This is a genomic window from Streptomyces sp. NPDC036822 (assembly GCF_055609145.1).
The window spans coordinates 205,447-231,357 of record NZ_JBVJPY010000002.1 but is presented as its reverse complement, the minus strand read 5'-3'; the positions used below and the strand labels follow the sequence as shown (position 1 = coordinate 231,357).

At 71.9% G+C, this 25,911-nt stretch carries 15 protein-coding genes; 8 read left to right on the top strand and 7 right to left on the bottom strand.

Translation table 11 applies throughout. From position 1 onward, the window contains the following. Nucleotides 1–194: 194 nt before the first annotated feature. The 3 genes from ACZ68P_RS05420 to ACZ68P_RS05410 form a co-directional block, all read right to left on the bottom strand. The gene (locus ACZ68P_RS05420) at nucleotides 195–3,071 is read right to left on the bottom strand and encodes an AAA family ATPase (RefSeq protein WP_471002959.1); all 2,877 of its coding nucleotides are present in this window, start codon (nucleotides 3,069–3,071) and stop codon (nucleotides 195–197) included. 385 nt (nucleotides 3,072–3,456) lie between these two features. Further along, a complete protein-coding gene (locus ACZ68P_RS05415) occupies nucleotides 3,457–3,771 on the bottom strand; it encodes a DMT family transporter (protein WP_365721316.1) in 315 nt (104 codons plus the stop codon). A 40-nt stretch (nucleotides 3,772–3,811) separates the two neighbouring features. Continuing rightward, nucleotides 3,812–4,552: an SDR family NAD(P)-dependent oxidoreductase gene (locus ACZ68P_RS05410; RefSeq protein WP_471002957.1), complete on the bottom strand. Its 741-nt coding sequence runs from the start codon at nucleotides 4,550–4,552 to the stop codon at nucleotides 3,812–3,814. A gap of 104 nt (nucleotides 4,553–4,656) precedes the next feature. Between ACZ68P_RS05410 and ACZ68P_RS05405 the strand changes: the two genes are divergently transcribed. Next, entirely contained in the window at nucleotides 4,657–5,271 is a 615-nt protein-coding gene (locus tag ACZ68P_RS05405; protein WP_471002954.1) for a TetR/AcrR family transcriptional regulator, read from the top strand. A gap of 121 nt (nucleotides 5,272–5,392) precedes the next feature. After that, on the top strand, nucleotides 5,393–6,220 hold the full coding sequence (locus tag ACZ68P_RS05400) for an ATP-grasp domain-containing protein (RefSeq protein WP_471002951.1): 828 nt from the start codon (nucleotides 5,393–5,395) through the stop codon (nucleotides 6,218–6,220). A 111-nt stretch (nucleotides 6,221–6,331) separates the two neighbouring features. Here the strand turns inward: ACZ68P_RS05400 and ku are convergent, their stop codons facing one another. Beyond that, a complete protein-coding gene (ku, locus tag ACZ68P_RS05395; protein ID WP_471002948.1) occupies nucleotides 6,332–7,399 on the bottom strand; it encodes a non-homologous end joining protein Ku in 1,068 nt (355 codons plus the stop codon). A 59-nt stretch (nucleotides 7,400–7,458) separates the two neighbouring features. On the opposite strand from ku, the gene ligD reads away from it, so the two are divergent. Further along, the gene (gene ligD / locus ACZ68P_RS05390; RefSeq protein WP_471002945.1) at nucleotides 7,459–8,343 is read left to right on the top strand and encodes a non-homologous end-joining DNA ligase; all 885 of its coding nucleotides are present in this window, start codon (nucleotides 7,459–7,461) and stop codon (nucleotides 8,341–8,343) included. 192 nt (nucleotides 8,344–8,535) lie between these two features. Here the strand turns inward: ligD and ACZ68P_RS05385 are convergent, their stop codons facing one another. After that, nucleotides 8,536–9,534: an ATP-dependent DNA ligase gene (locus ACZ68P_RS05385; RefSeq protein WP_471002942.1), complete on the bottom strand. Its 999-nt coding sequence runs from the start codon at nucleotides 9,532–9,534 to the stop codon at nucleotides 8,536–8,538. A 537-nt stretch (nucleotides 9,535–10,071) separates the two neighbouring features. Between ACZ68P_RS05385 and ACZ68P_RS05380 the strand changes: the two genes are divergently transcribed. The 5 genes from ACZ68P_RS05380 (at nucleotide 10,072) to ACZ68P_RS05360 (ending at nucleotide 17,679) form a co-directional block, all read left to right on the top strand. After that, on the top strand, nucleotides 10,072–12,372 hold the full coding sequence (locus tag ACZ68P_RS05380) for a PBS lyase (protein ID WP_471002939.1): 2,301 nt from the start codon (nucleotides 10,072–10,074) through the stop codon (nucleotides 12,370–12,372). Nucleotides 12,373–12,542: 170 nt separating this feature from the next. Beyond that, nucleotides 12,543–13,361: a hypothetical protein gene (locus tag ACZ68P_RS05375; RefSeq protein ID WP_471002936.1), complete on the top strand. Its 819-nt coding sequence runs from the start codon at nucleotides 12,543–12,545 to the stop codon at nucleotides 13,359–13,361. Beyond that, the gene (locus ACZ68P_RS05370; protein WP_471002934.1) at nucleotides 13,358–14,680 is read left to right on the top strand and encodes an ATP-binding protein; all 1,323 of its coding nucleotides are present in this window, start codon (nucleotides 13,358–13,360) and stop codon (nucleotides 14,678–14,680) included. The genes ACZ68P_RS05375 and ACZ68P_RS05370 overlap by 4 nt, the downstream gene beginning before the upstream one ends. A gap of 144 nt (nucleotides 14,681–14,824) precedes the next feature. Further along, a complete protein-coding gene (locus tag ACZ68P_RS05365; protein WP_471002931.1) occupies nucleotides 14,825–16,204 on the top strand; it encodes an FtsW/RodA/SpoVE family cell cycle protein in 1,380 nt (459 codons plus the stop codon). Further along, nucleotides 16,201–17,679, top strand: coding sequence for a penicillin-binding transpeptidase domain-containing protein (locus tag ACZ68P_RS05360; RefSeq protein WP_471002928.1), 1,479 nt, complete (start codon nucleotides 16,201–16,203; stop codon nucleotides 17,677–17,679). The genes ACZ68P_RS05365 and ACZ68P_RS05360 overlap by 4 nt, the downstream gene beginning before the upstream one ends. A gap of 102 nt (nucleotides 17,680–17,781) precedes the next feature. Here ACZ68P_RS05360 and ACZ68P_RS05355 read toward each other — a convergent pair whose 3' ends face one another. Both ACZ68P_RS05355 and ACZ68P_RS05350 read right to left on the bottom strand, forming a co-directional pair. Continuing rightward, nucleotides 17,782–18,306 carry a hypothetical protein gene (locus ACZ68P_RS05355; RefSeq protein ID WP_365721296.1) on the bottom strand — a complete coding sequence of 175 codons (525 nt, stop codon included), beginning with the start codon at nucleotides 18,304–18,306 and terminating at the stop codon, nucleotides 17,782–17,784. Between the two features lie 5 nt (nucleotides 18,307–18,311). Then, a complete protein-coding gene (locus ACZ68P_RS05350; RefSeq protein ID WP_471003875.1) occupies nucleotides 18,312–25,871 on the bottom strand; it encodes a ricin-type beta-trefoil lectin domain protein in 7,560 nt (2,519 codons plus the stop codon). Between the last annotated feature and the right edge of the window lie 40 nt (nucleotides 25,872–25,911).

The following is a 25,911-nucleotide window of genomic DNA, read 5'->3' as shown; positions in this document are numbered from 1 at the left end:
TACGGGACGAGCGGCCGTACGGGACGAGCGGACCCACGGAGGAGCGGACGTACGGACGGGCAGGCGTGCGGGCGCGGTGACCGGACCGGCCGGAGCGCCGTGGGAGCGCACTGACGGGACCGGCCGGAGCGGACGTGCGGACGTGCGGGCGTGCGGGCGTGCGGAGGAGCCGCGACCGGGCCGCCCGATGGGCCTCAGACCGTCTCGTCGAGGGGCAGCGCCTCGTGGGTCAGGACCTGGCGGGTCAGTTCGACGCGGCTGGTCACGCCCAGCTTGGTGAAGCTGTGCCGCAGATGGCTGTCCACCGTGTGCCGGGACAGGAACAGCCTCTCCGCGACCTCCCGGTTGGTCAGTCCCTCGGCCACGAGCCGTACGACGCGCAGCTCGGACGGCGTCAGCTGGTCCCACCGCGCCCGCTGCCCGCCGGCCGGGCCGGGAGCGCGGTCCCGGACCCTGGTCCGGTCCGCCGTCCGGTCCCTCCCGGCCCCGCGGTCCCGCACCCGTGGCGTGGGCCGCGGGCCGAGCGAGCGCAGCGTCTTGCTCACGCGCAGAGCGTCGCCGCGGGCACCGTGGGTCGTGTACTGCCCCAGGGCCTCGTTCAGGAGCGTCACCGCGGCGCTCCGTCCGCCGTGGTGCTCCTCCGCCAGGGCGAGGTCCTCGGTCGCGGCGGCGAGCGCGAGCGGCCGGGGCCCGGACCGGTAGTGCCGCACGGCGGTGCGCAGCCGGCCGACGTCGCCCCGGAGCACGCCCTCGGCGTGGGCCGCGGCGGCGACGGCGGAGGTCACCGTGGGGTTGCGGGTCGCGACGAGGCGGGCGGCCTCGGCCACGGCGACGGCCCGGTCCGAGTCCCCGATGCGCAGGGCGGTACGGACCAGGCAGGCGCCGGCGTGCGGTTCCTTGGTCAGCAGCAGGGGCCGTCGGGGAAGTCCCGAGTACACGTGGGAGAGCGTGTCGATCGCGGTGTCCTGCTCCTCGGTGGCGGTGTGCAGCAGGGCAGTGACCCACGCCAGGTCCTCGAGGGCGGCTCCCGTGGCGCTCGCCGCGAGCGGGTGGGCGATGCCCACGTGGCGCCGGGCCAGGGAGAGTTCGTTGCGGTGGATCGCCACCCGGGTGCGCAGGGCGAGCGGCCCGACGCCGAGCGAGGGCACGGCGAGCCGTTCGGCGATGCGTACGGCCGTGGCGGCCTCGGCGTCGGCCTCGTCGAGCTTGCCCGCGGCGAGTTTGAGCTCGGCCCGGTGGTAGTGCCACATCGGCAGGACCCAGCGCAGGGCCGCGTGGTCGGAGGGGGCGCACTCCTCCGCCAGGATCGCCTCCGCCTGGTCGAACTGGTCGGAGGCGGTGAGCGCGACGGCCAGCCAGAGCCTGTGGTGGCCGGTGTCGGCGATGTGCCCGTGGTCGTAGGCGACGCGCAGGGCCTCGCGGGCGTCCGCGACGACCTGTCCGTGGCGGCCCTGCGCCCGGTCGGCGGAGTAGCGCACCGTCGTGCGGTAGATGAGGTCGGCGTACCGGCTCGTGTGCGGGGCCTCCGTGGCGCCGATGGGCCGGGCGCCTGCGCGGGGCGCCCCGCCGGTGGGGGCGGGCCGTCCGGTGTGCGTGTGCCGGCCGTCCGGGTCGCGGAGGCCGGTGGTGCCCATCAGGTGGACGGCGTCGGCCATGAGTTCGGGGTGGATGGGCTCGGCCCGCTCCTGCGTCCACGCGGACCAGGTGGCCCATGCGTCGAGGTCCGGCCGCCCGGCAGGCTCGGCCGGCTCCGCCCGGTCCGCCCACGCGTCCCGGTCCGCTTCCGGGGTGGCGGCGGCCGCGGCGAGGGGGAACCACTCGGCCCGCCGATCCGGATCGGCCTGGCCGGCGGGACCGGTCGCGCCTGCCCCGCCCGTGAGGCCGGCCACGCCGTGCCCGGACGGTCCGATGCCCGCGGCCTGTCGCGACGCCGCCGGTTCGGCGGCTCCGGGCGCCGGCTGCTTCTGGCTGCGGATCAGGTGGTCGACGAACTCGGACGCCGATCGCCCCTCCCGCCAGACGGCGGCGGCCGCCTCCCGGTGCAGTGCCGTGCGTACGGGTTCGGCGAGGCGGACGTAGAGCGCCTCGCGGACCAGCGGGTGCCGGAAGGTGATCGTCGGCCCCTCCCCCACCAGCACGGATGCGGCGATCAGCTCGCCGATGACGGGCAGCAGTTCCACGGGGCTGCGGCCGAGCAGTCCGGCCGCCTCGTGGACGGAGAAGCTCGGCCCGAGGACGGCCACGGCGTCCAGCATCCGGCGGCTCTCGCAGGAGAGGTCGCGCAGATGGTGGTCGACGGCCCGCAGGAAGCAGGGGGCCGGCTCGTCGTCGACGAGGACGGCGACCGGCTCGCGTCCCTCGACGCGGATGCGGCCGTCGCTCAGGGAGGTGGCCAGGAATTCCTTGAGGAGGTAGGGGTTGCCTCCGCTGCGTGCGGCGAGGGCCAGCACCTCGCCGTCGGGCCGGGCGCCGAGGACGTGAGCGGCGAGCCGGGCGACGGCTTCCCGCGACAGGGCTCCCAGTTCGTGGCGTACGGCCCCTTCCCAAACGAGCGAGTCGATGGTCTCCTGTGCGTTGTCCCGCACGCGCGCCGGCACGCGGGTCAGCAGCCACAGGACGGGTACGGACCGCGAGGCGCCGATCAGCCCGCGCAGCGCCGCCGCGGTGAGGTCGTCGACGAGGTGGGCGTCGTCGAGGGCCACGAGCAGGGGCTGGGAGCGGGTGGCGCGCCGGAGATAGTCGGCGATGGCGTCGACGGGCGCGAGGGGATCGTAGTCCTGACGGGCCGTGAGCGGCGTGAGGTACCGGGCCGGGACGGTGTCGCGCAGAAGCCGCCGCAGCGTGCCGAACGGCACCCGCCGGTCCAGCTCCGCCGCTCTGCCGACGGTCACGAAGAAACCGGCGTCCTTGGCGCTTTCCTCCGCCGCCCGTAAGGATTCGCTCTTTCCCATGCCCGCGGAACCCTCGAGAACGAGGCAGTGCCCCTTGCCGGACGACACGAGTTCGACGGCTCGGCGTATCTCGTAGAGCGTGGTCTCCCTACTCAGTAAAACGGGCGTGGCGGAGCGCATTTCATCCCCCCGTAACAGTAGAGCCCCAAGAGGTCGAGTCAACATGAAGTAAAGCGGATGCAAGCGTGGAACGGCGGGGGAGCCCGTCGGCTGGCGGGATTCCGATGCCGGGTGAATTCCCCGTACGAGGCGGCGCTTTCCGTTCCTTACGGCATGCGTGCGCATCCAGGCCCTCCATCGCAGGAGGAGGACCTGGATGCGGTGCGCTGATCGCGTACGCCGGACTCAGTGCCCCGTCGCGGCTCCTGTCCCGGCTGCCGGCACAGGTCCTGTCGCGGCTCCTGTCCCGGCTGCTGCCGGCACAGGTCCTGTCGCGGCGGCCATCACAGCTCGTGTCACGGCCGCCGTCACGGCTCCTGTCGCGCCTTTTCCGTCACGGCTGCCGTCATGCCTCCAGCAGCCGCAGGCCGACGACCCCGCCGATGATCGCCAGGATGCAGGCGATCCGGGCGGCCGACGCGGTCTCGCCGGTGACGAGGCCCGCGACGACCACGCCCGCGGCCCCGATGCCGACCCAGACGGCGTAGCCCGTGCCCACCGGCACGTCGCGCAGCGCGAAGGTGAGCAGCACGAAGCTGAGGGCGGAGAAGAAGATGCCGATGACGCTCGGCCACAGCCGGGTGAAGCCGTTCGACTCCTTGAGCGCCAAGGCCCATACGATCTCCAGGAGACCGGCCAGCGTCAGGATCGCCCATGCCATCGCGCCCGCCCTCGCTCTCGTGTCGCTCGCCGCACCGCCGTCAGGCGGCGTAGCCACCGTCGACCGCCAGTGACGTCCCGGTGATCCACTGGGCGTCCGGGCCCGCGAGGAAGGCCACGGCGCCGGCGGTGTCCGCGCCCGCGCCGAGCCTCTTGGCGGCGGTCCGCTGACGCTCCTCCTCGGCCTCGTCCGTGCCGTCGGGGTTCATGTCGGTGACCGTCGGACCGGGGTCGACGATGTTGGCGGTGATGCCCTGCGGCGCCACGTCGTGGGCGAGGCCCTTGGTGAAGCCGATGAGCGCCGACTTGCTCATGGCGTACAGCGTCACGTCGGGCACCGGGACGCGGTTGGCCCAGCAGCTGCCGATGCTGATGATCCGGCCGCCCTCTCCCATGTGCCGCAGGGCGGCCTGCGTGGAGAGGAAGACGGCGCGCACGTGGATCGCGAGCGTCCGGTCGATCTCCTCCAGCGTGACCTCCCCTATGGGGCCGTAGGGGAAGATGCCGGCGTTGTTGACCAGGATGTCGATCCGGCCGAACTCGCCCGCCGCACGCTCGACCGATTCCACGACCGCCGCCGGGTCGGCGCTGTCGGCCTGGAGGGCCAGCCCCTTGCGGCCCAAGGCCTCGATGGACTTGACGACTTCCTGCGCCTTGTCGGCGGCACTGACGTAGGTCAGCGCGACGTCCGCTCCCTCCTGGGCCAGCCGCAGGGCGATCGCGGCTCCGATCCCGCGGCTTCCCCCTGTCACCAGTGCCACCTTGCCATCAAGCTGAGGCATGTCGCTCCATTCGCGATGCGCGTTAAAGTATTTTTGGGCTGGACGATCCAGAAGTACTTAACAGCCCTTCGTGCTCATGGTCAAGGAAAGTCTGAGGAGATGTCATGTCCGACCGGGGGAGACCGCGCGCGTTCGATCGCACGGCGGCGTTGCGGCGCGCGATGGAGGCGTTCTGGGAGCTGGGATACGAAGGCACACGCCTGACCGATCTGACCGGGGCGATGGGCATCAACTCCGCCAGCCTCTACAACACCTTCGGCTCCAAGGAGCAGTTGTTCAGGGAGGCGGTGGCGCTCTACAACGACACGACCGGTTCGGCGACGAGCCGGGCGCTGCGGGAGGCGCCGACGGCGCGGGCGGCCGTCGAGGCGATGCTGCGCGGCAACATCGACACGTTCGCCGACCCCGGGACGCCGAGCGGCTGCATGATCGTGCTGGCGGCGACGAACTGCGGGACGCAGAACCGTCCGGTCGCCGACCATCTGGCCTGGTGGCGCAGGTCCACGGTGGCGGAGCTGGAGGAGCGGCTCGAACAGGCTGTGGACGAGGGCGAGTTGCCGCAGGGCACGGACATCCGGAGCGTCGCCGGCTTCTACGCGACGATCCTGCACGGCATGTCGATCGAGTCGCGGGACGGGGTGTCCCCCGAGCGGCTGTCCTCGACGGTGGACTACGCGATGGCGATGTGGGACTCGCTGGTCTCCCGCTCCACGGTCTGACACGACGCGGAAAGGCAGCCGGCGGGGCCACGGCCGTGGCGACCGGGACGGACAGGGCGGGGCGCGGGTGAACGGGCGGGCGGCCGGCCCGGTCCCCGGCGACGCCTGGTTGGATACCGGCATGGGCACCCTTCTCTACGTCACCGACCTCGGCTACCAGGCGCGGGGACGCCGCTACTGCGACGAGGACATCTGGCTGAGCGGACGGCTGCGCGAGGAGTTCGACCTCGCGCTTTGCCACCCGCTGGACGCCGCCGCGCTGATGGAGCGCTTCGACGCCGTCGTGGTGCGCAACAGCGGGCCCGTCCTGCACTACCAGGAGGCGTACGACGCGTTCCGTTCCGCCGCCCGCGACAAGGGGGTGCGGGTCTTCAACTCCCTCTCCGGTCAAGGGGACATGGCGGGAAAGGGCTACCTGCTCCACCTGTCCAGGGAGGGATTTCCGGTCATTCCCACGGCCGGGCGGCGCGAGGAGTTCGCGGGGCTGCCGAAGGCCGACGAGTACGTCGTGAAGCCGCTGCTCGGCGCGGACTCGGTCGGCCTGCGTTTCGTGGACGCGGCGGGGCTCGGGGACGTCGACCCGGCCGGCATGCTCGTCCAGCCGCGCATCCCGTTCACGTACGAGGTGTCGTTCTACTTCGTCGGGCGGAGCTTCCAGTACGCGCTCTACGCCCCCGACCCGGAGGCGCGCTGGGTGCTCCGGCCGTACGAGCCGACCGCGGAGGACCTGGAGTTCGCCCAGCGGTTCGTGGACTGGAACGACCTCCCGTACGGGATCCAGCGCGTCGACGCCTGCCGGGCACCGGGCGGGGAGCTTCTGCTCGTCGAGCTGGAGGACCTCAACCCGTACCTCTCGCTGGACCTGGTCGGGGAGCCCGAGCGCGAGCGGTTCGTCGCGGCGATGAAGAGCTCGCTGCGCGAGCTGCTGACGGAGACCGCGGGGGGCTGAGGGGCGCCGGCCCCCGGGCCGAGGGGCGCACCGGGCGGCCGAGGCCAGGGATCCTAGCGGGGACCCGGACGTCCGCCCGTGGGCCCCGGGAAGGTCGCACCAGCAGGTGCCTTACGCCGAGCGCTTGCGCGGGGTCGCCTTCTTCGCCTGGGTCTTCTTCGGCTGCGTCTTCTTCGCCGTCGCCGTGCTCTTGGTCGCCGCCGTCTTCGACGCCGACTTCGACGCCGACTTCTTGGCGGTCGACTTCCGGGCCGGTTCGGCCGTCTTCCTCGCCGCCGTCTTCGACGTGGACTTCTTCGCCTCCGTCTCCTTCGGTGTCGCCCGCGCCGCCGCCTTCTTGCGCGGCTTGAGCCGCGTCACGGAGGCCGGCTGCTCCGCCGCGGGAGCGGACGCCGCCTCCCCACGGGCCTCCTTGGCCGCGCGGACGCTGCTCTCCAGCGCCGCCATCAGGTCGATGACCCTGCCCCCGCCCTCCGCCGGCTCCGCGGGCGCCAGAGCCTCACCGCCCTCCGCCTTCGCGGCGATCATCTCCTCGACCGCCTCCCGGTAGTCGTCGTGCAGGGTGGTGATGTCGACCTCCCCGAGCGTGGCCATCAGGGCGTCCGCCAAGTCGAGCTCGGCCTCCCGCACCGACACGGGCGTCTCCGGCGCCACACCCTCCGGGGCCCGGATCTCGTCCGGCCACAGCAGGCCGTGCATGGCGATCACGTCCTCCACCACCCGGAGCATCCCGAGCCGCTCCCGCCCCCGCAGGGCGTACTTCACCACCGCCACCCTGTCGCTGCGCTTGAGCGCCTCGCGCAGCAGGGTGTAGGGCTTGGCGGCCGGTACGCCGTTCGCCGAGAGGTAGTACGCCGCGTCCATCTGGAGGGGGTCGATCTCGCCCGCCGGCACGAACGACACGATCTCGATCGTCTTCGCCGTCGGCAGCGGGAGCGCCGCCAGGTCCTCGTCGGTGATCGGGATCATGGTCCCGTCCGCGTCCTCGTACGCCTTGCCGATCTCCGCCTGGGAGACCTCCTCGCCGTCCAGCTCGCACACCTTGCGGTAGCGGATGCGGCCGCCGTCCTCGGTGTGGATCTGGCGGAAGGACACGGACCGGCTCTCGGTGGCGTTCACCAGCTTGATCGGGATGCTGACCAGGCCAAAGGAGATGGCGCCGTTCCAAATGGATCGCACGATTCATCCCTTTCGTGTGATCTTGTACTGAAATGCCGGATTCGTGGGAGTCTCATCCTATGACGCCGATCACGGAGGTGGAGGGGCGGCGCCTGGCCCTCAGCAATCTGGACAAGGTCCTCCACCCGGCCACGGGCACCACCAAGGGCGAGCTGCTGCACTACTACGCCACGGTCGCGGACGCGCTCCTCCCCCACCTGCGCGACCGGCCGGTGTCCTTCCTGCGCTATCCCGACGGTCCGGACGGACAGCTCTTCTTCACCAAGAACCCACCGCCCGGCACGCCCACCTGGGTGACCACCGCCCCCGTGCCCCGCTCCGACGACCCCGGCGCCCGGCAGGTCGTCGTCCAGGACCTGCCCTCGCTGATGTGGGCGGCGAACCTCGTCGTGGAGTTCCACACCCCCCAGTGGCGGAACGACTCGCCGGCGGTCGCCGACCGGATCGTCCTCGATCTCGACCCCGGGCCGCCCGCGACCGTCGTGGAGTGCTGCCGGGTCGCGCTGTGGCTGCGCGAGCGGCTCGCCGCCGACGGTCTTTCGGCCTACGCCAAGACCTCCGGGTCCAAGGGCCTGCACCTGCTCGTCCCGCTGGAGCCGACCCCGTCCGAGGAGGTGTCGGCGTACGCGAGACGGCTCGCCGTCCAGGCCGAGGCGGACCACCCCGAGCTGGTCGTGCACCGGATGAACCGCGCCCTGCGGCCCGGGAAGGTCTTCGTCGACCACAGCCAGAACGCCGCCGCCAAGACCACCGCCACGCCCTACACCCTGCGGGCCCGGTCACGGCCGACCGTCTCCGCGCCGGTGACCTGGGAGGAGGTCGAGGCGTGCGACGACCCGGCGCGGCTCGACCTCGCCATGGACGACATCGCGCCACGTCTCCAGCGGTACGGCGATCTCCTCGGGCCGCTCTTCGAACCGGACCGGGCCGGGGCACTGCCCTGACGGTGCCGGCGCCACTCCGGCCGGGGGCCGGGGGTGTTACTCGCATTGGCCGGGGAGCCGGGGGGTGTTACTCCCGCCGGCCCGCGCCTGCCGTGGGGCCGGAGTCGCATTCCCACCGGCCCGCGCCCGCCGTGGGGCCGCGCCCGCCGTGGGCCGGGGCGGCCGTGGGGCCGGGGGGCCGGGGCCGCCGCCTCACGGACCCGTCGCGCCTCCCTCGAAGTCCGCCGCCGAGTCCTCCGGCGTCAGGTCGGGGCGCAGCCGCAGCCACGACGGCTGGCGCAGCATCCCTGCCCGGGTGCGGACGGCGTAGCGGACCTCGCCCACCAGCCGTGGGAGCACCCAGTGGGCGGCCCTGGCCCCGGTCACCGGGGGCACCTCGGAGAAGGGGCAGTCGTCGATCTCGGCGGCGTACAGCAGCCGGGCCAGGTCGGCGCGTTCCGCTTCGCTCCAGCCGGTGCCCACGCTGCCGACGTAACGCAGCCCGCCCGCGTGGCGCTGCCCCATGAGGACCGAGCCGGGCAGGCCCGACAGCCGGCCACCGCCGGGCATCCAGCCTCCGACGACGATGTCGGCGGTGCGCATGTTGCGGATCTTGATCCAGTGGCGGGACCGCTCGCCCGGCTCGTACCGGGAGGTGATCCGCTTGCAGACCAGGCCCTCCAGGCCGTGTTCGCGGGTGGCCCGGAGCGCGGTCTCGCCGTGGCCCACCAGGGCGCCCGGGGTGGACCAGGTCGGGCCGTGCAGGGCCAGCCCTTCGAGTTCGCGCCGCCGCTCGGCCCAGGGCCGGCCGGTCAGGAGCCGGCCGTCCAGGAACACCACGTCGAACAGGACGGCGTGCACCGGGTCCCGCGCGGCAAGCTGCCTCGCCCGGGCGGGCGAGCCGGCCAGTCCGAACCGCGGCTGGAGCCGGGCGAAGTCGCTGTGCCCGTTCTCGTCGAGCATGACGATCTCCCCGTCGAGGACCGCCGTGCGGCCCGCGGGCAGCGCCCTGCCCAGCGGGGCGAGCTCCGGGTAGGCGGCGGAGACGTCCTCGCCGGAGCGCGAGCGCACCAGCAGCGTGCCGTCCCCGGCGACGTAGAAGATCGCTCTTTGGCCATCCTGTTTCGTCTCGAAGGCCCATTCGGCGTCCTGCCGGGCGGGCGGCAGCGCGCCGGCCGTGGCGAGCATGGGGGCGATCCGGGGAAGATCCACGGATCAGTGGTCACCGGTGACGCGTGCCGCTACTCCCGGATCCCGGCCGATTCAGCCATGAGCCACACGCGGCGGGCGGTTCGCGCGGCCCGACGACGAGCGCCGCCCCGGCGTCCGCCCGCCGAGGGACCGCCGACGGGCCACGGCGTACGGCGGGGCATGACCGCCTGTCATACGCCGGCCGCCACGCGCGCCGACCCGCGACCACCTGCGACGACGTGCCCTGGGGTACGGCGGCGTGGCGCGGCGCGGGTCGACACGCCGGGGCGCGACAGGAGATCGAGTTCCGCGCGCTCTCCCGCTCCGCACGGCCGCGCCGGCGCGCGCCCCGGCCTGAAACGGTCGATCGACCCTGGCGGCCGGGAGGCGCGGCGAAGCCGTCGGGCGTCAACTCCTGTACCCGATCCGCCGGATGGCGCAAAGCGAACGCCCGGCGCGGCGTTCGCCGGACGCGTCCGGTCAGCGGGTCCTCGTCGACCGTGACGTGGTGCACACTTGCTGCCTGGTACAGCGCTCACGGGGAAGGCGGCGGCCGGCATGCTGACGGGGATCGAGGAGGTCGACTGGGCCTCACTGGGGCATGCGTACGGCCCCGCGGACGACGTTCCGGAGTTGCTGCGCGGGCTCGCCTCGGACGATTCCACGGAGCGCGAGGTCGCCCTCGACGGCATGTACGGCACGGTGCACCACCAGGGTGACGTGTACGACTCGACGCTCGCCTGCATCCCCTTCCTGCTCGAACTGGTCGCCGACCCGGCCGTCCAGGACCGCGGCGGCATCGTGGAGCTGCTCACCAGCATCGGCGGGATCGACCTCGGCACGGACGACGATCTCGACGAGCTGGACGAACACGATCCGGGCGACGGCGAGTTCATCCCGGCGGCCAACTACGCCATGGCCGCGGCCGCCGTCGCCGCGGGGGCCGACGTGTTCCTCGCGCTCTCCGGCGACCCGGACCCGGAGGTGCGGCTCGCCGCCCCGTGCGCGCTCGCCTCGATGCACCCGGATCCCGGCCGTGTCCTGACCCTGCTGCGGGAGCGGCTGACGGTCGAGTGCGACACGGAGGTGCGGCTCGCGCTGGTGGAGGCGGTCGGGCGGATCGCGCGCCGGCACGAGTCGCTGCGGGCGGAGACCGTCGACTGGCTCGGCTGGCTCACCCGCGCGGCCCAGGCGCCCGGGCTCCGGCTCGCGGCCCTCGCGCAGCTGGCCCGCTGCGCGCCCGCCGAGGTCCCGGACGACGTCGCGGAACAGGTCACGGCCCTGCTCGACGAGGTACGGGCCACCCCGCCGGAGCCCTCGGGCCCCTCGGATCCCTTCGCCCAGGGCGGCCTTGAGGACCCGCCCGCCCTCATGGGCCGGGTCCACGACCTGCTCGGAGCGCTGCCGCCCGACAGCGCCGCCGACCCGGCGCCGTACCGTGCCGCGGATCCGGCCGCCGACCACTTGTCCGACCACACCCCGGGTCCCGCCTCCGGCCATGTCGCGGAGGCCGGCGCCGGCATCGCCGGCTCCCCCGCCCCGACGCCGTGGACCGACGAACTCCTGCGCACCCTGCACACCGCTCTCGACGACCGTGTCGACGACCGGATCGCCCTGATCCTCGCCCAGCTCCGCAGCCCGGACCGGTCCCAGCGCTCCGACGCCATCTGGCTGTGCGGGGGGCTGATACGGATGTGGCGCGGGCGGTACGACGAGGTGGTGCGGCTCGTCGGGGTCCAGCTGGCCGACCCCGACCCGAGGCTGCGCGAGGCCGCCACCTCCTTCATGGAGCGGCTCTTCGAGCTGACCGGTCCCGCGACGGACGCGCTCGCCGCGCTCGCCACGCGGGTCTCCTCGGTTCCGCCCGCGCTGCGCGGCCAGGACGGGTCGGATGCGCCGACCGGTGCGCGCCCCGGCGCCCGGGCCGGGGCGAGCGCCTTCGTGCGCGCCGGTGGCTGCGGGGCGCTGCTGGCGCTGGCCCGCTCCGGCGACGCCCGGGCGGTCCCGCTCCTCGCCAAGGCGCTCGCGGAGCCGGAGGTGCGCCGCGAACTCCTCTACGCGGTCGACGCCCTCGGGCCCGCCGCCGTACCGCTCGCGCCCGCCCTGCGCCGAAGACTCGCGCGGGTCGAGCTGGACGACCGGCTGTACGACCATGCCGCGCCGCTGCTCTTCGCCCTGACCGCGATCCGGGGCGCGCAGGCCCTGCCCGAGGTACTGCGGGTGCTGCGCGGGGCGCCGCCCAACCGGAGGGACTGGGTCCGCGAGGCGGCGCTGCGAGCCTTGGCGGCCTTCGGCCCGGCGGCGAAGGAGGCCCTCCCGGACGTACGGGAACTGCTGGCCGGCGACTCGGCCTCGGTCGCCGCGAGCGCGGCGCTCGCCCTGTGGTCGGTGGAGGGCGACGCCGCCGCCGTCGTGCCCGCCCTGGAGGCGTGGCTGCGGCCGGGCACCCCCGACCCGGAGTGGTGCGCGGCCGCCCGCGCCCTCGGCTCGATCGGCCCGGCGGCGGCGGACGGCGCGCCCGCCTTGCGCCACGGCCTGCGGGCCCGGGACCTGTGGGTGCGGGTGGCCGGCGCGGCGGCCCTGTGGCGGGTGACCGGGGACGTGGATGCGACGCTTCCGGTGCTGCTCAGAGCCTGGGACGAGAACCCGCACGCACGCGTGGACATCGCCGAGTGCCTCGCGGAGATGGGGCCGGCGGCGCGGGAGGCGGAGCCGGTGATCCGGGACGAACTGGCCAGACGCCGCCGCCACAACGTGCGCGAACACGGCTCGGGCAGCCATGACATCCACCAGGACGAGAAGCTGGTGACCCTCTGCCGCGCGGCCCTCGACCGCATGGAATGGGGCCGGCTCGGCTGACCGGCGGCGGCCGGAAGGCCAGGGGTGCAGGGCCGGGGTGCACGGCCAAGGGGTACGCGGGTACACGGTCGGGCAACGGAAGGGCCGGCGGACCGCGAGGCAACCGGTGGACAAAAAGGACTTCCCTACGAATAAGGTCTAGGGGAAGACCGACCGTCCCGAGGAGAAGCGTGAGACCGCGCGGAGTGCCGCTCGCCGCCGCCGTGGCCCTGGCCGCCGTGGCGGCGCTGTTCGGGCTCTCCGGCTGCGGCGACGAGGGCGGCCTCGAGAGCGCGGGCCCCACGCCCACCGCCGTCGGCCCGGTCCGTCTGTGGCCCGACCTGCCGCCCGCGACCGCGCCGCCCCTCGACTACGGCGAGACGGACACCGAACGCGTCCCCGGGGTCGCGGTCCCCGACGACGACATCCACCGCGTCGCCCCCGTGGCCGTCGTCCAGGCCGAGGTGAAGGCGCACCCCGACACGTACAGCGGGCCGGACGGCCTCTACGAGGAAACGGCCCGGCGGATCGGCCGGTGCCTGACCGAGCCCGCGGCCTGCCCGGTCATGAAGCCGTACTACCACGACCTGACCGGCAACGGCCGGGACGAGTTGATCGTCGGCATCCGCATGCCCGACCAGCAGGTCGGCGTGCGCGTCTACCTCGCCGAGAACGGCGGCCTCACCCGGATCATGTCCACCGTCGACCAGGTGATCAGCGTGGACCTGGCGGGCCGGGACCTGATCATGCGGGTCAGTTCGGCCGGCATCCCGGGGTACGAGTACCGCACCGCGTGGACGTGGGACGAGCAGCAGCACGCGATGCTGGCCACGCGCGACGAGATCATCCGGGTCAAGCCGCACACCCCGTCCCCCGCGGCCACCCCCGAGCCCCGCCTCGTCGACCCCACACCCGGTGCCTCGTCCACCGACGGCACCACCCCCTCTCCCGTCCCGCCCCCCGCTCCCGCCCGGCCGCCCACCACCGCCCCCGAGGCGGGCCGCCCATGAGCCCCCGCCCCCGCCTCCCCGCCTGGACCGCCACCCTCACCTGGAAGGCCGCCGTCTTCATCGCGGTCATGTGCTGCGCGCTCGCCGCGCTGCTCGGCATCCTCGTCCACGTCTCGGTGGCCGGGCGGACCGTGGACGACTCCCGCGACCGGGCGCTGGCCCGGCTCACCACGGCCGCCCGCGCCTACGAGGCCGGCGAGCCGCTCCCCCGGTTCGCCGGGATCGACCCCGAGGGCCTGCCCGCCCCGCTGCGCACGCTCGCCCTGAAAGGGGAGAGCGGCACCATGGTCGACTCGTACCAGGGCCGCCCGACGATGTGGGCGGCCGGCCCGGCCGACGGCCGCGCCCTCGCCGTACGCACGGACTACGCGACGAGCGCGGAGACGATCAGCGGGCTCGACCGGTCGATCGTCGGGTCCTCGGTCCTGGCCATCGGGGCGACCCTGCTCGTGGGCGCCTTCGCGGTCACCCGGATCACCCGGCGGCTGCACCTGACCGCCCAGGTGGCCCGGCGGATCAGCGCGGGCGACCTCGACGCGCGCGTCGACGACCCCCGTACGCACGACCCTTCCCGCCCCCAGGACGAGGTCGCCACGGTCTCCGGGGCGCTGGACACCATGGCCTCCTCCCTCCAGCGCAAACTGCAGAGCGAGCAGCGCTTCACCGCCGACGTCGCGCACGAGTTGCGCACCCCGCTGACCGGGCTGTCCGCCGCGGCCGAACTGCTGCCGGAGGGCCGCCCCTCGGAGCTCGTGCGGGACCGGGTGAAGGCGATGCGCGGGCTGACCGAGGACCTGCTGGAGATCTCCCGGCTCGACGCCCGCAACGAGACCGTGGACCTGGCGGTGCACGAACTCGGCCCGCTCGCCCAGCGGGTGGTGCGCGCCTCGGGGACGGACACCGAGGTGCGGATCGTCCGCGACACACCGGTCGAGACCGACCGGCGGCGCCTGGAGCGCGTGCTCGGAAACCTCGTCGCCAACGCCCACAAGCACGGAGCCCCGCCCGTCGTCCTGGCCGTGGACGGCCCGGTCGTCACGGTCCGGGACCACGGCGGCGGCTTTCCGCCGTACCTCCTCGACCTCGGACCGCAACGCTTCCGCACCGAGGGACGGGGCAAGGGGCACGGCCTGGGCCTGACGATCGCGGCGGGGCAGGCCGAGGTGATCGGGGCGCGCCTGGAGTTCGCGGCCGCGCCGGACGGCGGGGCGCTCGCCCGGCTGACGCTGCCGGAGTATGACCCGAGCGGCGGCGGGGCGGACGAGACGGGCGCGGAAGGCGGCCCGGCGGGGAGGCACCGTACGCCGCCGCCCGGCTGACGCCGCCCGAGTAGGCCCCGGGCGAGGACGAGGGTGGGACCGAGGGGCGCGCGGCCCGGGCGGGGCGGCGGCGCCACCGGAGCGATGGCGGCACACCGTCACACATAAGGGATATAAGGCATACAGCTTGCTACGTTGCCGACCATGACCGCTACGACGGCGGACGCTCCCCCGCCCGGGCTGCGCGTCCCGAAGCGCCGCGGCGTGGAGCTCTCCCTCCTCGTCTGCGCCGTCCTGATCTCCGTCTGCGGCTACGCCGGGGTCGGCCTCGCGGGAAGCGGCGCCGTACCGCCGGACGCGGCCCGCTACGGCGCCGGCCTCGGCCTGCTCGCGCTCGTCGCCCACCTCGCCGTCCGTTTCCGCGCGCCCTACGCAGACCCGCTGTTCCTGCCCATCGCGGTCCTCCTCAACGGCCTGGGCCTGGTGCTGATCTACCGGCTCGACCTGGAGACGCCGTACGACCGGGCCGCGCCGACCCAGCTCATCTGGTCGACGCTCGGCGTGGCGCTGTTCATCGCCGTCGTCGTCCTGCTGCGCGACCACCGGGTGCTGCAGCGGTACGCGTACGTGTCCATGGCCACCGCGCTCGCCCTGATGGTCCTGCCGATCTTCTTCCCGGCGGTGAACGGCGCCAGGATCTGGATCAGGATCGGCGGACTCTCCTTCCAGCCCGCCGAGTTCGCCAAGATCCTGCTGGCCGTCTTCTTCGCCGCGTACCTCGCCGCCAACCGCAACGCGCTGGCGTACACCGGGCGCAGGATCTGGAGGCTCCAGCTGCCCACCGGCCGGGTGCTCGGTCCGATCGTCGCGATCTGGGTGCTGAGCGTGGGCGTGCTGATCCTGGAGCGGGACCTGGGCACCTCGCTGCTCTTCTTCGGACTGTTCGTGATCACGCTGTACGTGGCGACCGGCCGGACCGGCTGGATCGCGGTGGGGCTGTTGCTCGCGGCGGTCGGCGCGTTCGCCGTCGGCTCGCTGGAACCGCATGTGCACAGCCGGGTCGAGGACTGGCTGAACCCCTTCGCCTCCATCGAGGCGGGTGACGGGCCGAGCCAGCTCGCCCAGTCCCTCTTCGCGTTCGCGGCCGGGGGCATGCTCGGGACGGGCCTCGGAAGCGGCCACTCCGTGCTGATCGGTTTCGCCGCCAAGTCCGACTTCATCCTGGCGACGGCGGGCGAGGAGCTCGGCCTCGTCGGCCTGACCGCGCTCTTCCTGCTGTACGCCCTGCTCGTCGCGCGCGGCTACCGCGCCGGGCTCGCCCTGCGCGACCCCTTCGGACGGCTGCTCGCCACGGGCCTCGCCTCGATCCTGGCGCTCCAGGTCTTCGTGATCGCCGGCGGGGTGATGGGCCTGATCCCGCTGACGGGCATGGCGATGCCCTTCCTCGCGCAGGGCGGCTCGTCCGTGGTCACCAACTGGGTCATCGTGGCCCTGCTGATCCGCGTCAGCGACTCGGCGCGCGCCCCGCGGCCCGAAGTGCCGGAGGCCGGGATCGTCGCGCCGGTGGTGGAGGAGGCCCGGTGATCCCGTACATCCGGCGCGCGGCCGCGCTCTGTCTCGTCCTCCTGGTGGCGCTGCTCGTCAACGCGGCCCGGGTGATGGTCTTCCAGGCCGAGTCGCTGGACGGGAACCCCGCCAACCGCCGCCCGGCGATCGCCCACTGGGGCCAGCCGCGCGGTGCGATCACGGTCGAGGGGCGCCCGGTGACCGGCTCGCGGGACAGCGGCGAGCAACTGCGCTACGAGCGCACCTACACCCAGGGCCCGCTGTACGCGCCGGTGACCGGCCACGCCTCGCAGACGTACGGCTCCACCCTGCTGGAGCGCGCCGAGGACTCCGTCCTGTCGGGCGCGGACCCGGCGCTGGCGCCGCTGCCGTTCTGGAACGACCTCAGTGGGAGGCGGCAGCCCGGCGGGACCACGGTGACGACGATCCGTGCGTCGATGCAGGAGGCGGCGTACCGGGGGCTCGCGGGCAAGCGGGGGGCGGTCGCGGCGATCGAGCCGTCGAGCGGCCGGATCCTGGCGCTGGTCAGCTCGCCCTCGTACGACCCGGGAGAGCTGTCGGGGACGGGGCCGGCGGTGAAGGAGGCGTGGGCGCGGCTGACCACCTCGCCGAACCAGCCGATGCTGAACCGGGCGATCCGGCAGACCTACCCGCCCGGCTCCACCTTCAAGATCGTGACGGCGGCGGCGGCCCTGGACACGGGCGCGGTGACGGACGTGGACGCGCCGACGGACACCCCGGACCCGTTCGTCCTGCCGGGCACGCGGCACGTGCTGCCGAACGAGGCGAAGGGGTGCGCGAACGCCTCGCTGGCGTACGCGATCCAGTGGTCGTGCAACACGGTGATGGCCGGCCTGGGCGTGAAGGTGGGCCTGGAGGGGATGGCCGCCGCGGCCCGGGACTTCGGCTTCGACGACACGAGGCTGACGATCCCCACCTGGGTGGCGAAGTCGAACTTCGACACGTCGATGAGCGACGACCAGCTGGCGCTGTCCTCGATCGGGCAGTTCAACACGACGGCGACGCCGCTGCAGATGGCGATGGTCGCGGCGGCGGTCGCCAACAACGGCGAGATCGCCCACCCCCACCTGGTGGAACGCACGACGACCTCGGGCGGTCGGACGGTCGCCACGACGGGCCGCCGCACCTACCGCCAGGCGATGCGCCCCTCGACGGCGACCCAGCTCCAGCGCCTGATGGTCAAGGCGGTCACGGAGGGCACGGGCACCCCCGCCGCGATCCCGGGCGCCACGGTCGGCGGCAAGACGGGCACGGCCCAACACGGCCTGGGCAACATCGGCACCCCCTACGCCTGGTTCATCGCCTGGGCCCAGGCCCCGGACTCGGCCCAGCCGGCGGTCGCGGTCGCGGTGGTGATCGAGGACGCGGAGGCGCGAAGGACGGAGATCAGCGGGGGCGGGAGCGCGGCGCCGATCGCACGGGCGGTGATGGAGGAGGGGCTGCGGCTGGAGAGGGAGGGGCGGGGGCGGTGAGGCGCGAAAGGGCTTCACCGCCTCGGACCACGAGAAGGGGTGAAGCCCCGGCCGTCACGGCCGGGGCTTCACCCCTTCGATGCGTGGCGGAAACGCCAGGCGTCAGATCTCTTCCTGTTGCAGGTCCCAGGGCAGGCGGTCGCCGGCAGCGGCCTGCACTGCGCGGAGCCTCTCCAGGTCCTCCTCGATCAGCATGAGCGACTCGAACGCGTAGGCGGCACCGGCGAGCGACTCGCCCTGCATCACCTCCGCGTAGAGGACCCATAGGCCCTCGCGTGCTGCGGCGACGCAATCAGCCGCCTCCGGGGCCCCGGAATCCACGGCCGGGCCGAGGATACGCAGCAACGACCCGAGCGTCTCACGCCTCGCGGGTTCGGACAGCGGACCGAGCAGGGCGGCGAATGCCACCGAGACGAAGGCGGACGACGCCGACACGAGGCTCTCGCCCGGTGTCATCACATGGTCCTGCACCGCGGGAAGGAACGCCTCGCCATTGTCATGTTCCTCGCCGAGGCCGACCAGATCCCTGATCATGCCCGGGAGGTGCGCAGCCCTCTCACCGCAACCACAGTCCATCTGCTCCCAATCGAGCTTCTGGATTTCGATCTCGAAGAGATTCATCGCCACTGCCTCTAGTCTCCCCACGGGCCGCCGGGTTCACCCTGAATCCCGGGTACGAAATTGTCGCGGCTGGGATAGTCCGCCTGACATCTTACGCACACCTTCTTCAGCATGGCCGTCCATTTGCGGTCGCTGTCCCGCGCCATCTGATACGCATTGGTGAAGATGACCTCGTCGATGTTTCCTCCCAAGGCAATCAACGCATTGCCTTCGGCGCAGTATCCGCCGCCGGAGGAAGCGAGCACGGTATCGCCGGTACGAGTGTTGATGGCACCGACGAACGTGCGGGTCCGCGTCGCCGCGCTGGAGGCAAGCGCCGCGTAGGTCGGGACGCGCTCTGCGACTTCCGCGAGGCGTTGGTCCAGGTCCCAGTTCGCCGGCGCGCGGTCGATGTCGACGTTCGGCGCCCTGCCATTGGAATCACCACGCGTGCTGGGCACCTTGCCGGAACCGCCACCACCGCTGGATCCACCATTGGACCGGGACGATCCGCCGGAGCTGCCACCGGCACCACCGGACTTGCCACCACCTGCCGAGCTCTTGCCGCCTCCGGAGCTCTTGCCGCCAGACCCGGAGTGGGAGGACGACTTGGGCGCGGACTTGGCCTGGGCCTGCTTCTGGGTGGGATTACCCGTCTTCCGTTTTGCGGCAGCCGCCGCGTCGGCCTTTCTCTTGGCCTCTTCGGCTGCCTTCTTCTTGGCTCTTTGCGCAGCCTCCTTCTTGGCCTTCTCGATGGCTGCCTTCTTGGCCTGCAAAGCTGCCGCTTCAGCTGCCTTGGCCGCCTTGAGCACCGCCTCCGCGGCGCGCTTGGCCGCCTTGAACGCCTGGATGGCGTCGATAGTGCGGTTGATCGCCTTCAGAACCGACGGGATCTTACCGAGCTTCGTCCATGGAATGGCGTCCAGGATGATGCTGCCACACGACCACATGTCACCGCCGAAGCAGGCCATGGCGTCGTTGATGCCGATGAAGTCCTTCAGCGTCTCCCAGGCGATCGAGAGGATCACCGAGGTCAGGGACTTGCCCATAGTCGCCTGCGCCTGCGCGACCTGGGCCGCGGACAGACCCGCGCCCGCGAGGGCCGCGGCCCGCTCGGAGGCGGTCAGGCTGATAGCCAGACCCGTGGGATCGGAGTACGTGACCGGGTTGTTCTGCGCGTACGCGTACCCGTTGGCCTGCAGCGGGTCGTTGATGTCGAGCGCAGGGTCGACGGACAGGAAACGTCCGACCACCGGGTCGTACAAACGGGCGCCCAGCGGCTGGAAGCCGGAGGCGTCGTCGCGGGTCTTGCCCAGGAAGCCCTTGTGGTTCTGGAGGTTGGCACCGGTGGTGCCGCGCTCGTTGCCGAAGGGGTCCTGCTTGCGGATGCGCACCGACTGACCGCCGTTGAGGGCGACCTCCGTGTACGCGCTGCCCTGGTGGTCCGTGGTCTGGGCGACCAGGGTGTCCCCGCCGGTGCCGTAGGCGTAGCGCATGACCGCACCGCCGGGAACCGGGTAGGTGCGCTGGGTGTTGACCAGGACGCCGCCCTGCTGGACGGTCACCTCGGCCTCGCCCAGGTGGAGCGTGGCCTGCTTGCCCTTGATGGTGAGCAGACGAGAACCGTCGGGGCCGTAGACGTGACGGGTGTCGTTCTGCGGCAGCCACTGCTGGGCCGCGGAAGCGGCGTCGCAGGTGGCGAGCACGATCGGCGTCGCGTTCACGTTCGCCGCGCCCTGCACCGCGAGGCACAGACCGGAGGCGGCATGGGTCAGTTGACCGGCGGTATTGCGCTTCAGTTCCTGCGCGGCCGAGCCGTTGCACACCTGGACCTGGACCGCCGACCCGGCCGTGTTGGCGGCGGGCTGGAGGCACCAGGAGCCGTTCACCGAGAGCGAGCCCCGGTTGGGGTCGGCCTGCGGCGACGCCGCCGTGCCCGGGGTGGGCGTGAACTTGAGGTTCTGCGCCATCGAGGCGTTGCAGCCGTAAAGCTGGATCGGCTGGCCGGTCGCGCCCAGACCCGACTTCAGGTCCAGGCACTTCTGGCCGAGACCCACGTACGGGGTCTTGCCGCCGGTGCCCGCACCGGTGATCCGGTCGACCTGACCGTCATAGGTCCAGGTCAGGTCCTGCTTGTCGCCGTTCTCGACCGAGGTGATCGTCTTGGTCTCACCGGTGAGCTCGTACAGCCGGGTGACCTCGGCGGTCACGTCGGCGCCGGCCGGCGTCTTGTACTTCTTCGACACCTTGGTCAGCGTGTGCGGCTGGTCCTTGGCGGCGTTCTTGCCGTACGCGTACGTGGTGACCGCGTTCTTGGTGGTGTCGCCTGTGAGGTCGTTCTCGGTCAGCTTGGTGCGGTCGCCGAGCAGGTCGTACTCGTACTCCTGCCAGTAGCCGGAGCTGTCCGCACCGGCAGCGACCCGGAGCGTGCCGTCCGCGTTCTTGTTGAGCGAGCCGTCCGCGTTCCTCGGGTTGACGCAGCTCGTCTGGTCCTTGGAGGTCCAGGCGGACTTCAGCTGCCCGATCGGGTCGTAGGCGAAGCACTGGCGCTCCGCGATCCCGGTGGACTTCTCCTGGATCGAGGTGACGTTGCCGGACGCGTCGTAGCCGTAGGCCCGGTTCGAGACCAGGTTGCCCCCGACGACGCTCCTGTCGGCCGTGGTGTCGCTGGGGCCGCCCTTCTCGCGGTAGACCGACTGCTCGGCCAGCTCACCGCTGGACTCGTCGTAGGAGTTCTGCGTCCAGACCCGGTACGGCTGCGCACCGAGGGTGGAGCGCAGGACCTGGCCGTACGGAGAGTAGACCGTCTCCGAGCCGTACCAGTCCTTGCCGGAGATGGAGAGGGGCTTGCCGTCCTTGTTGTAGCGGACGACCAGCTTCTCGGCGCCGAGCTTGCCCACCTCGGGAAGGGTGGTCTCGTCCAGCATGCCGCGGTCGTTGTAGGTGTAGTCGTACCGGTAGTCCTTCTTCAGACCCCACGTGTCGACCATGGACTGCGGCAGGGACAGCGTGGTCGCGGTCGGCTGGTACTCCTTGGTGTAGCCGTTGATCGCCTGCGTGTACGCCTCGCCGTCGGTGTAGCGGGTGGCGGTGGCGGGCATGCCCTTGCCGCCGGCAACCGTGTCGTACGTGAACGAGGCCAGCAGCTTGCCGGTGGCGTTGTTCTCCCGGAGTTCCTTCGGCCGCGACAACTCGTCGTAGCCGTTCCAGATCGTGATGCCACGGGCATTGGTGGTCGTCTCAACCCGGCCGAAGCTGTCGAAGGCGGTCCGGGTCGTCCCCGAGTCCGGGTCGGTCGCCGTCTCCACCTGGGCGTTGTGGTTGTACGTCCAGGACCACGGGTGGGTCGGGTCCGCCGAAGCGGTCGCCTTCATGACCTGGCCGCGCGCGTCGTACTCGTAGCGCGTCGACGTGAACCCGCCGGGGGCCGCCGGGTTGAAGGTGTCCGTTCGCAGCGTGCGGCCGGTCGCGTCCGTCCAGACACGGTAGGACGAGTCGCCCTGCGGGTTGATGACCTTCGACCAGTCCTCGCCGTACTCGTATCGGACGGCCCGCTCCGGGACCTCCTGCGAGATGGCCTCGGTCGTGCCCGGGAGCTTGACCTTGAGGACCGGCATCTCCTCCAGCACGCGGCCGAGGCCGTCGTACTTGTAGCGGGTGATGTTCGGAACCGCGGTGTCCGCCAGAGGGGTGAACAGCTCGCCGTTTGGGTCGTCCTGGTTCAGGTAGGCGTTGTTGGTCTGGTAGATCTCACCGGCGTCGTTGTAGAGAGTGTCGGTGATCAGACGGCCGCCGCCTTCCGCCTGCTCCTGCGACTGCCGCTCGCGGCCCAGACCGTCGTAGAGCGTGACGGACTTCTCGATCCGGTCCTCGTAACCACGCGCGTACGTGGTGACGTACGGAGGCCTGCGGATCTCGCGCTCAGCGTCTTGCGGATCCACTTCCGGCTTGGGGATGGTGTACTCGGCCCGGAAGTCGGGCACCGCACCCGCGGCGGGGGTCCGGCCCGGAGCCCACGCTTCGGCCAGCCGGCCCAGCGGGTCGTACACGGCCTCGCTGACGTGGTTGTTGGCGTCGGTCGTCTTGACGGTGACCGAGCGGCCCGGCTCCAGCTCGTTGACCTGGGTGTGGCCGAGCACATTGGTCGACGTGACCTTGAAGACCTGACCGGTGGCCGGCCCGATGGCCTCGTACTTGATCGTCGAGGACTTGGGCGTCGGCTGGGTCAGCTGGTCCGCCGGGGTCTCCTTGACCACCCGACCAACGGCGTCGAACTCCTTGGTCCCCGTGCTCTGGAAGCCGCTGCCGGCACCGTTGAGCGTCCATGCCTGAGTGGCCAGACCGCGGGTCGAGGCCCCGAGCGCGGTCCCGTACGACGTGCCGTCGTAGGCCGTACGGTTGGCCCCCGTCAGCGAGCCGAGGTCGGACCAGTTGGCGTTCGCGCAGGTCGTCGGCGAGACCATGACCTGCTTGGACAGGCCGATCAGGTTCGCATCGGTTTGGTGCAGGTAATCCAGCTTGGTGCAGGACTCGTCACCGTTCTTGCCGGTGTCGCCGAGTGACTCCACAAGCGTCGGAAGCCCGTAGGTCGGTTCGTACGTCGTCGTCGTCTTCACCGAGCGCAGCGTGCGCGGGTCGTCCGTGTTCAGGCCCGACGACTTGGTGTACGCGATCTCCTCGGGCTCCGTGACCCGCCACGCCTTCAGCGGCTTGAGCCCGTCGCCGAGGTCGCGGCTCGCCAGCTCCGTCGCCTCCGGGATCGTGACGCTGCGGGTCAGCCAGTTGGTGTCCGCGTCGGTGGCGTTGGTGTAGGAGAGCTCTTCGGCGATGCGGCCGGCGAACGCCTCGTGGTCGTAGACGGTGGAGCCGTCGGACGCCTTGATGACGTTGCCGTGGACGTCCTTGACCGGGACGGTCTCGCCCATGCCGCGGAAGAAGCGGCTCACGGCCTTGGTCCGCGGGGCGTCGACGCCCGGCGTGTTCTCGCCCGTGGAGCCTTCACCGCTGTCCACATCGGACGGCTTGGGGCCGGTCAGGACCGTGGTCTGCTCGAAGCCCGCGAACTGGGAGTACGTGCGCGTGGACTTCTTGGTGAACTCGGCCTCGGCGAGCTTCCAGCCGGCATTCTTGTACTCGTAGAACGTCTTCGTGCCGTACGAGCCGGCCACGTTCGGAAGCTCTTCGATGGAGTCCACGACGTACTTGTGGAACCAGTCGATGTCCTCGACCTCGGGGTCCGGGTTCCAGTACGTGGGGTAGCACAGGCGGTTGTTGGCCTTCAGGCCGGCCGTGTCGGTCTTGATCGGCAGACCGATGCCGGTGGCGCACTGGCCCTCGGCCGGCTTGTAGGTGACGACGGTCTCGCCGCCGTACTCGTTGATGACACGGTCGATGCGCAGACGGGAGAAGCCCGGACGCGGATCGCTCGCTCCGCGCATGACGCGGTTGGGCATGTCCTCGGCGTTGGACTCGAAACGCACCGAGTTCAGCGTGACGCTCGCGTCGGTGGAGCCGTTGCGGGCATAACCGGTGCGGGAGATCGACTCCAGCCACAGAGCCGTGTTGACGCCGGTCTTCAGAGCCGCGAAGTTCTGGTTGAGCTTGTACTCGTCGACGACCTGGCGGGCCGTGGTGTCGGTGCGGCGCTGGGCCGAGGTGGTGATCTTGTCCAGGCGCTTGCGGGACCAGAACGTCGGACCCGCGTTCCAGCACTTCTGCTTGTAGGTCGTGGTGACCGGCGCGCAGCGAAGGTCGGCCGGGGTGTCGTACCAGATGCGGTACTTGCCCATGTCCTTCGAGGTGAAGTTCTCCTCGGCGCAGGTCAGCGTGCCCTCGGTGAAGCAGCGCTCCTCGACGGAGAAGTTCACCCGCGCCGGGGCCGGGGCGGAGAAGATGCTCTCCTTGCGCTGGCCGTAGTCGATACGCGAGAGGTAGCCGTCGCGGTGGTACTCGACCGGGGCCTTGAAGTTGAAGTTCCGCGCGTAGTAGTTCAGGTCGCGCTTCCACCACAGCGACATGGCGTTGCCGTGGATGTCCTCGACGTAGTCGAGGTTCCAGCGCCAGGCCTGGTTGCAGAAGGAGTTCTTCCAGTCACCGGCCTTGTAGCACGGCTCGCCCGCGTGGTTGCCGTACACCGGCACCGCGAGCACGGAATCCGTGTACGGGTCGTCCGCGGCGGTGCCGTTGTCCGACCAGCCCGGGAGCTTGTTCAGACCGAAGTGGTACTTCGTACCGTCCTTCGTGGTGACGACCCAGTACTCACCGTCGGCGTCCTTGATCATGCCGGTGCCGGTGCGCGGGTCCTTGGACGTGTCCTTGATCCGCTCGATCGTGGAACCGTCACCGTTGGCCGTGAACCAGGTGTTCTTGGCCGCGTCCCACACCAGCTCGGTGGTCATACCGCCCAGCGACAGGGTGGCGTTCTCCGAGCCGTAGCACTGGTCCGCCGTCTTGTGGGTGGCGTTGTTCGACCCGGCCCGCTTGGAGTCCTGGCGGCAGTTGGCGTACGTGCGGGTGATGGAACCCGGGTTGTAGTCCCAGCCGTCACCGATCCAGGACGCCTGGTTGTTCGACGCCGAGGTGCGGCCGTCGACCGACTGGGACGAGTAGCCCAGGCCGATCTTCGGCATCAGGCCGCCGGCGGTCTCCGGGACCTGCACCTGGTAGTTGTAGGTGAACGCACCGGAGGAGGAACCGGCCGACCAGGAGCCGGACGACAGCAGCGGCGAGGCCGTGAAGTCACCCTTCGCCGAGGAACCGGTGTCCATCATGCCGACCGCGCCTCCGCCGGTCGACGTCTCCGCCGCCGAGAAGGAAGCCTTGCGGGCCGAAGCCTTGGAAGCGCCGGCGGTCTCGTCGTCAAGGAGCTTGGCGACCGGAATCGTGCCGGTCAGCACCGTGCGGGTCTTGGCGCCCTTCGCCGCGGTGGACTTCGTCGGGGCATCCTTTGCAGGAACCTGCTCCACCGACGTCTTCAGACGCTCGAAGCCGACGCCCTCGTCCTTGCCGCCCGCCATCGTGGTCGTGCCGTCGTCGGCACACTCACCCGCGTTCGGGTCGGAGTACACACACTCCGGCAGCAGCGTCAGACCGAAACGCTCCGCGGCCTGAGGACCGTAGAGGTCGGCGAACCCGGTCGTGTCGACGCTCAGCGCGACCTGCGCGGCCGGGTCGACGTCGGCCGGCGGCGTGACCTTCATGATCATGCCGGACACGCCGGCGTCCTGCGACGCCTCGACCGGCTTCAGGTCGACACTCCACTGACCGTCTACCGCAGCCGGGTCCCCGCCCTCGGGAACACCAATCGCGATCGGCAGATTCGCGGAGACCGGGACCGTGGTGCCCGGCTCGCTCGTCGCCGTCAGCGTGGCGGTACCGAGGTCGGCCACCCAGGGGGTGACGTTCTTCGGCACATACGGCGTGATCGGAACTTCCTGCGCCGTGGTCAGCGCCTTCTGCGCCGTCTCATCCCCGTCAAGCTCCGTGCTCTGGGGAATGTCCGGGAGGTCGACCTGCGAGGTCTGCTCCTCGCGGCTCATCCCGTCGCCCGGAATCGCCAACGCCTGGGAGCTCAGGGAGGTGACCGTCAGCATCGAGGACAACAAGAGGACAGTCGCCGTGCGGCTCAGCCGC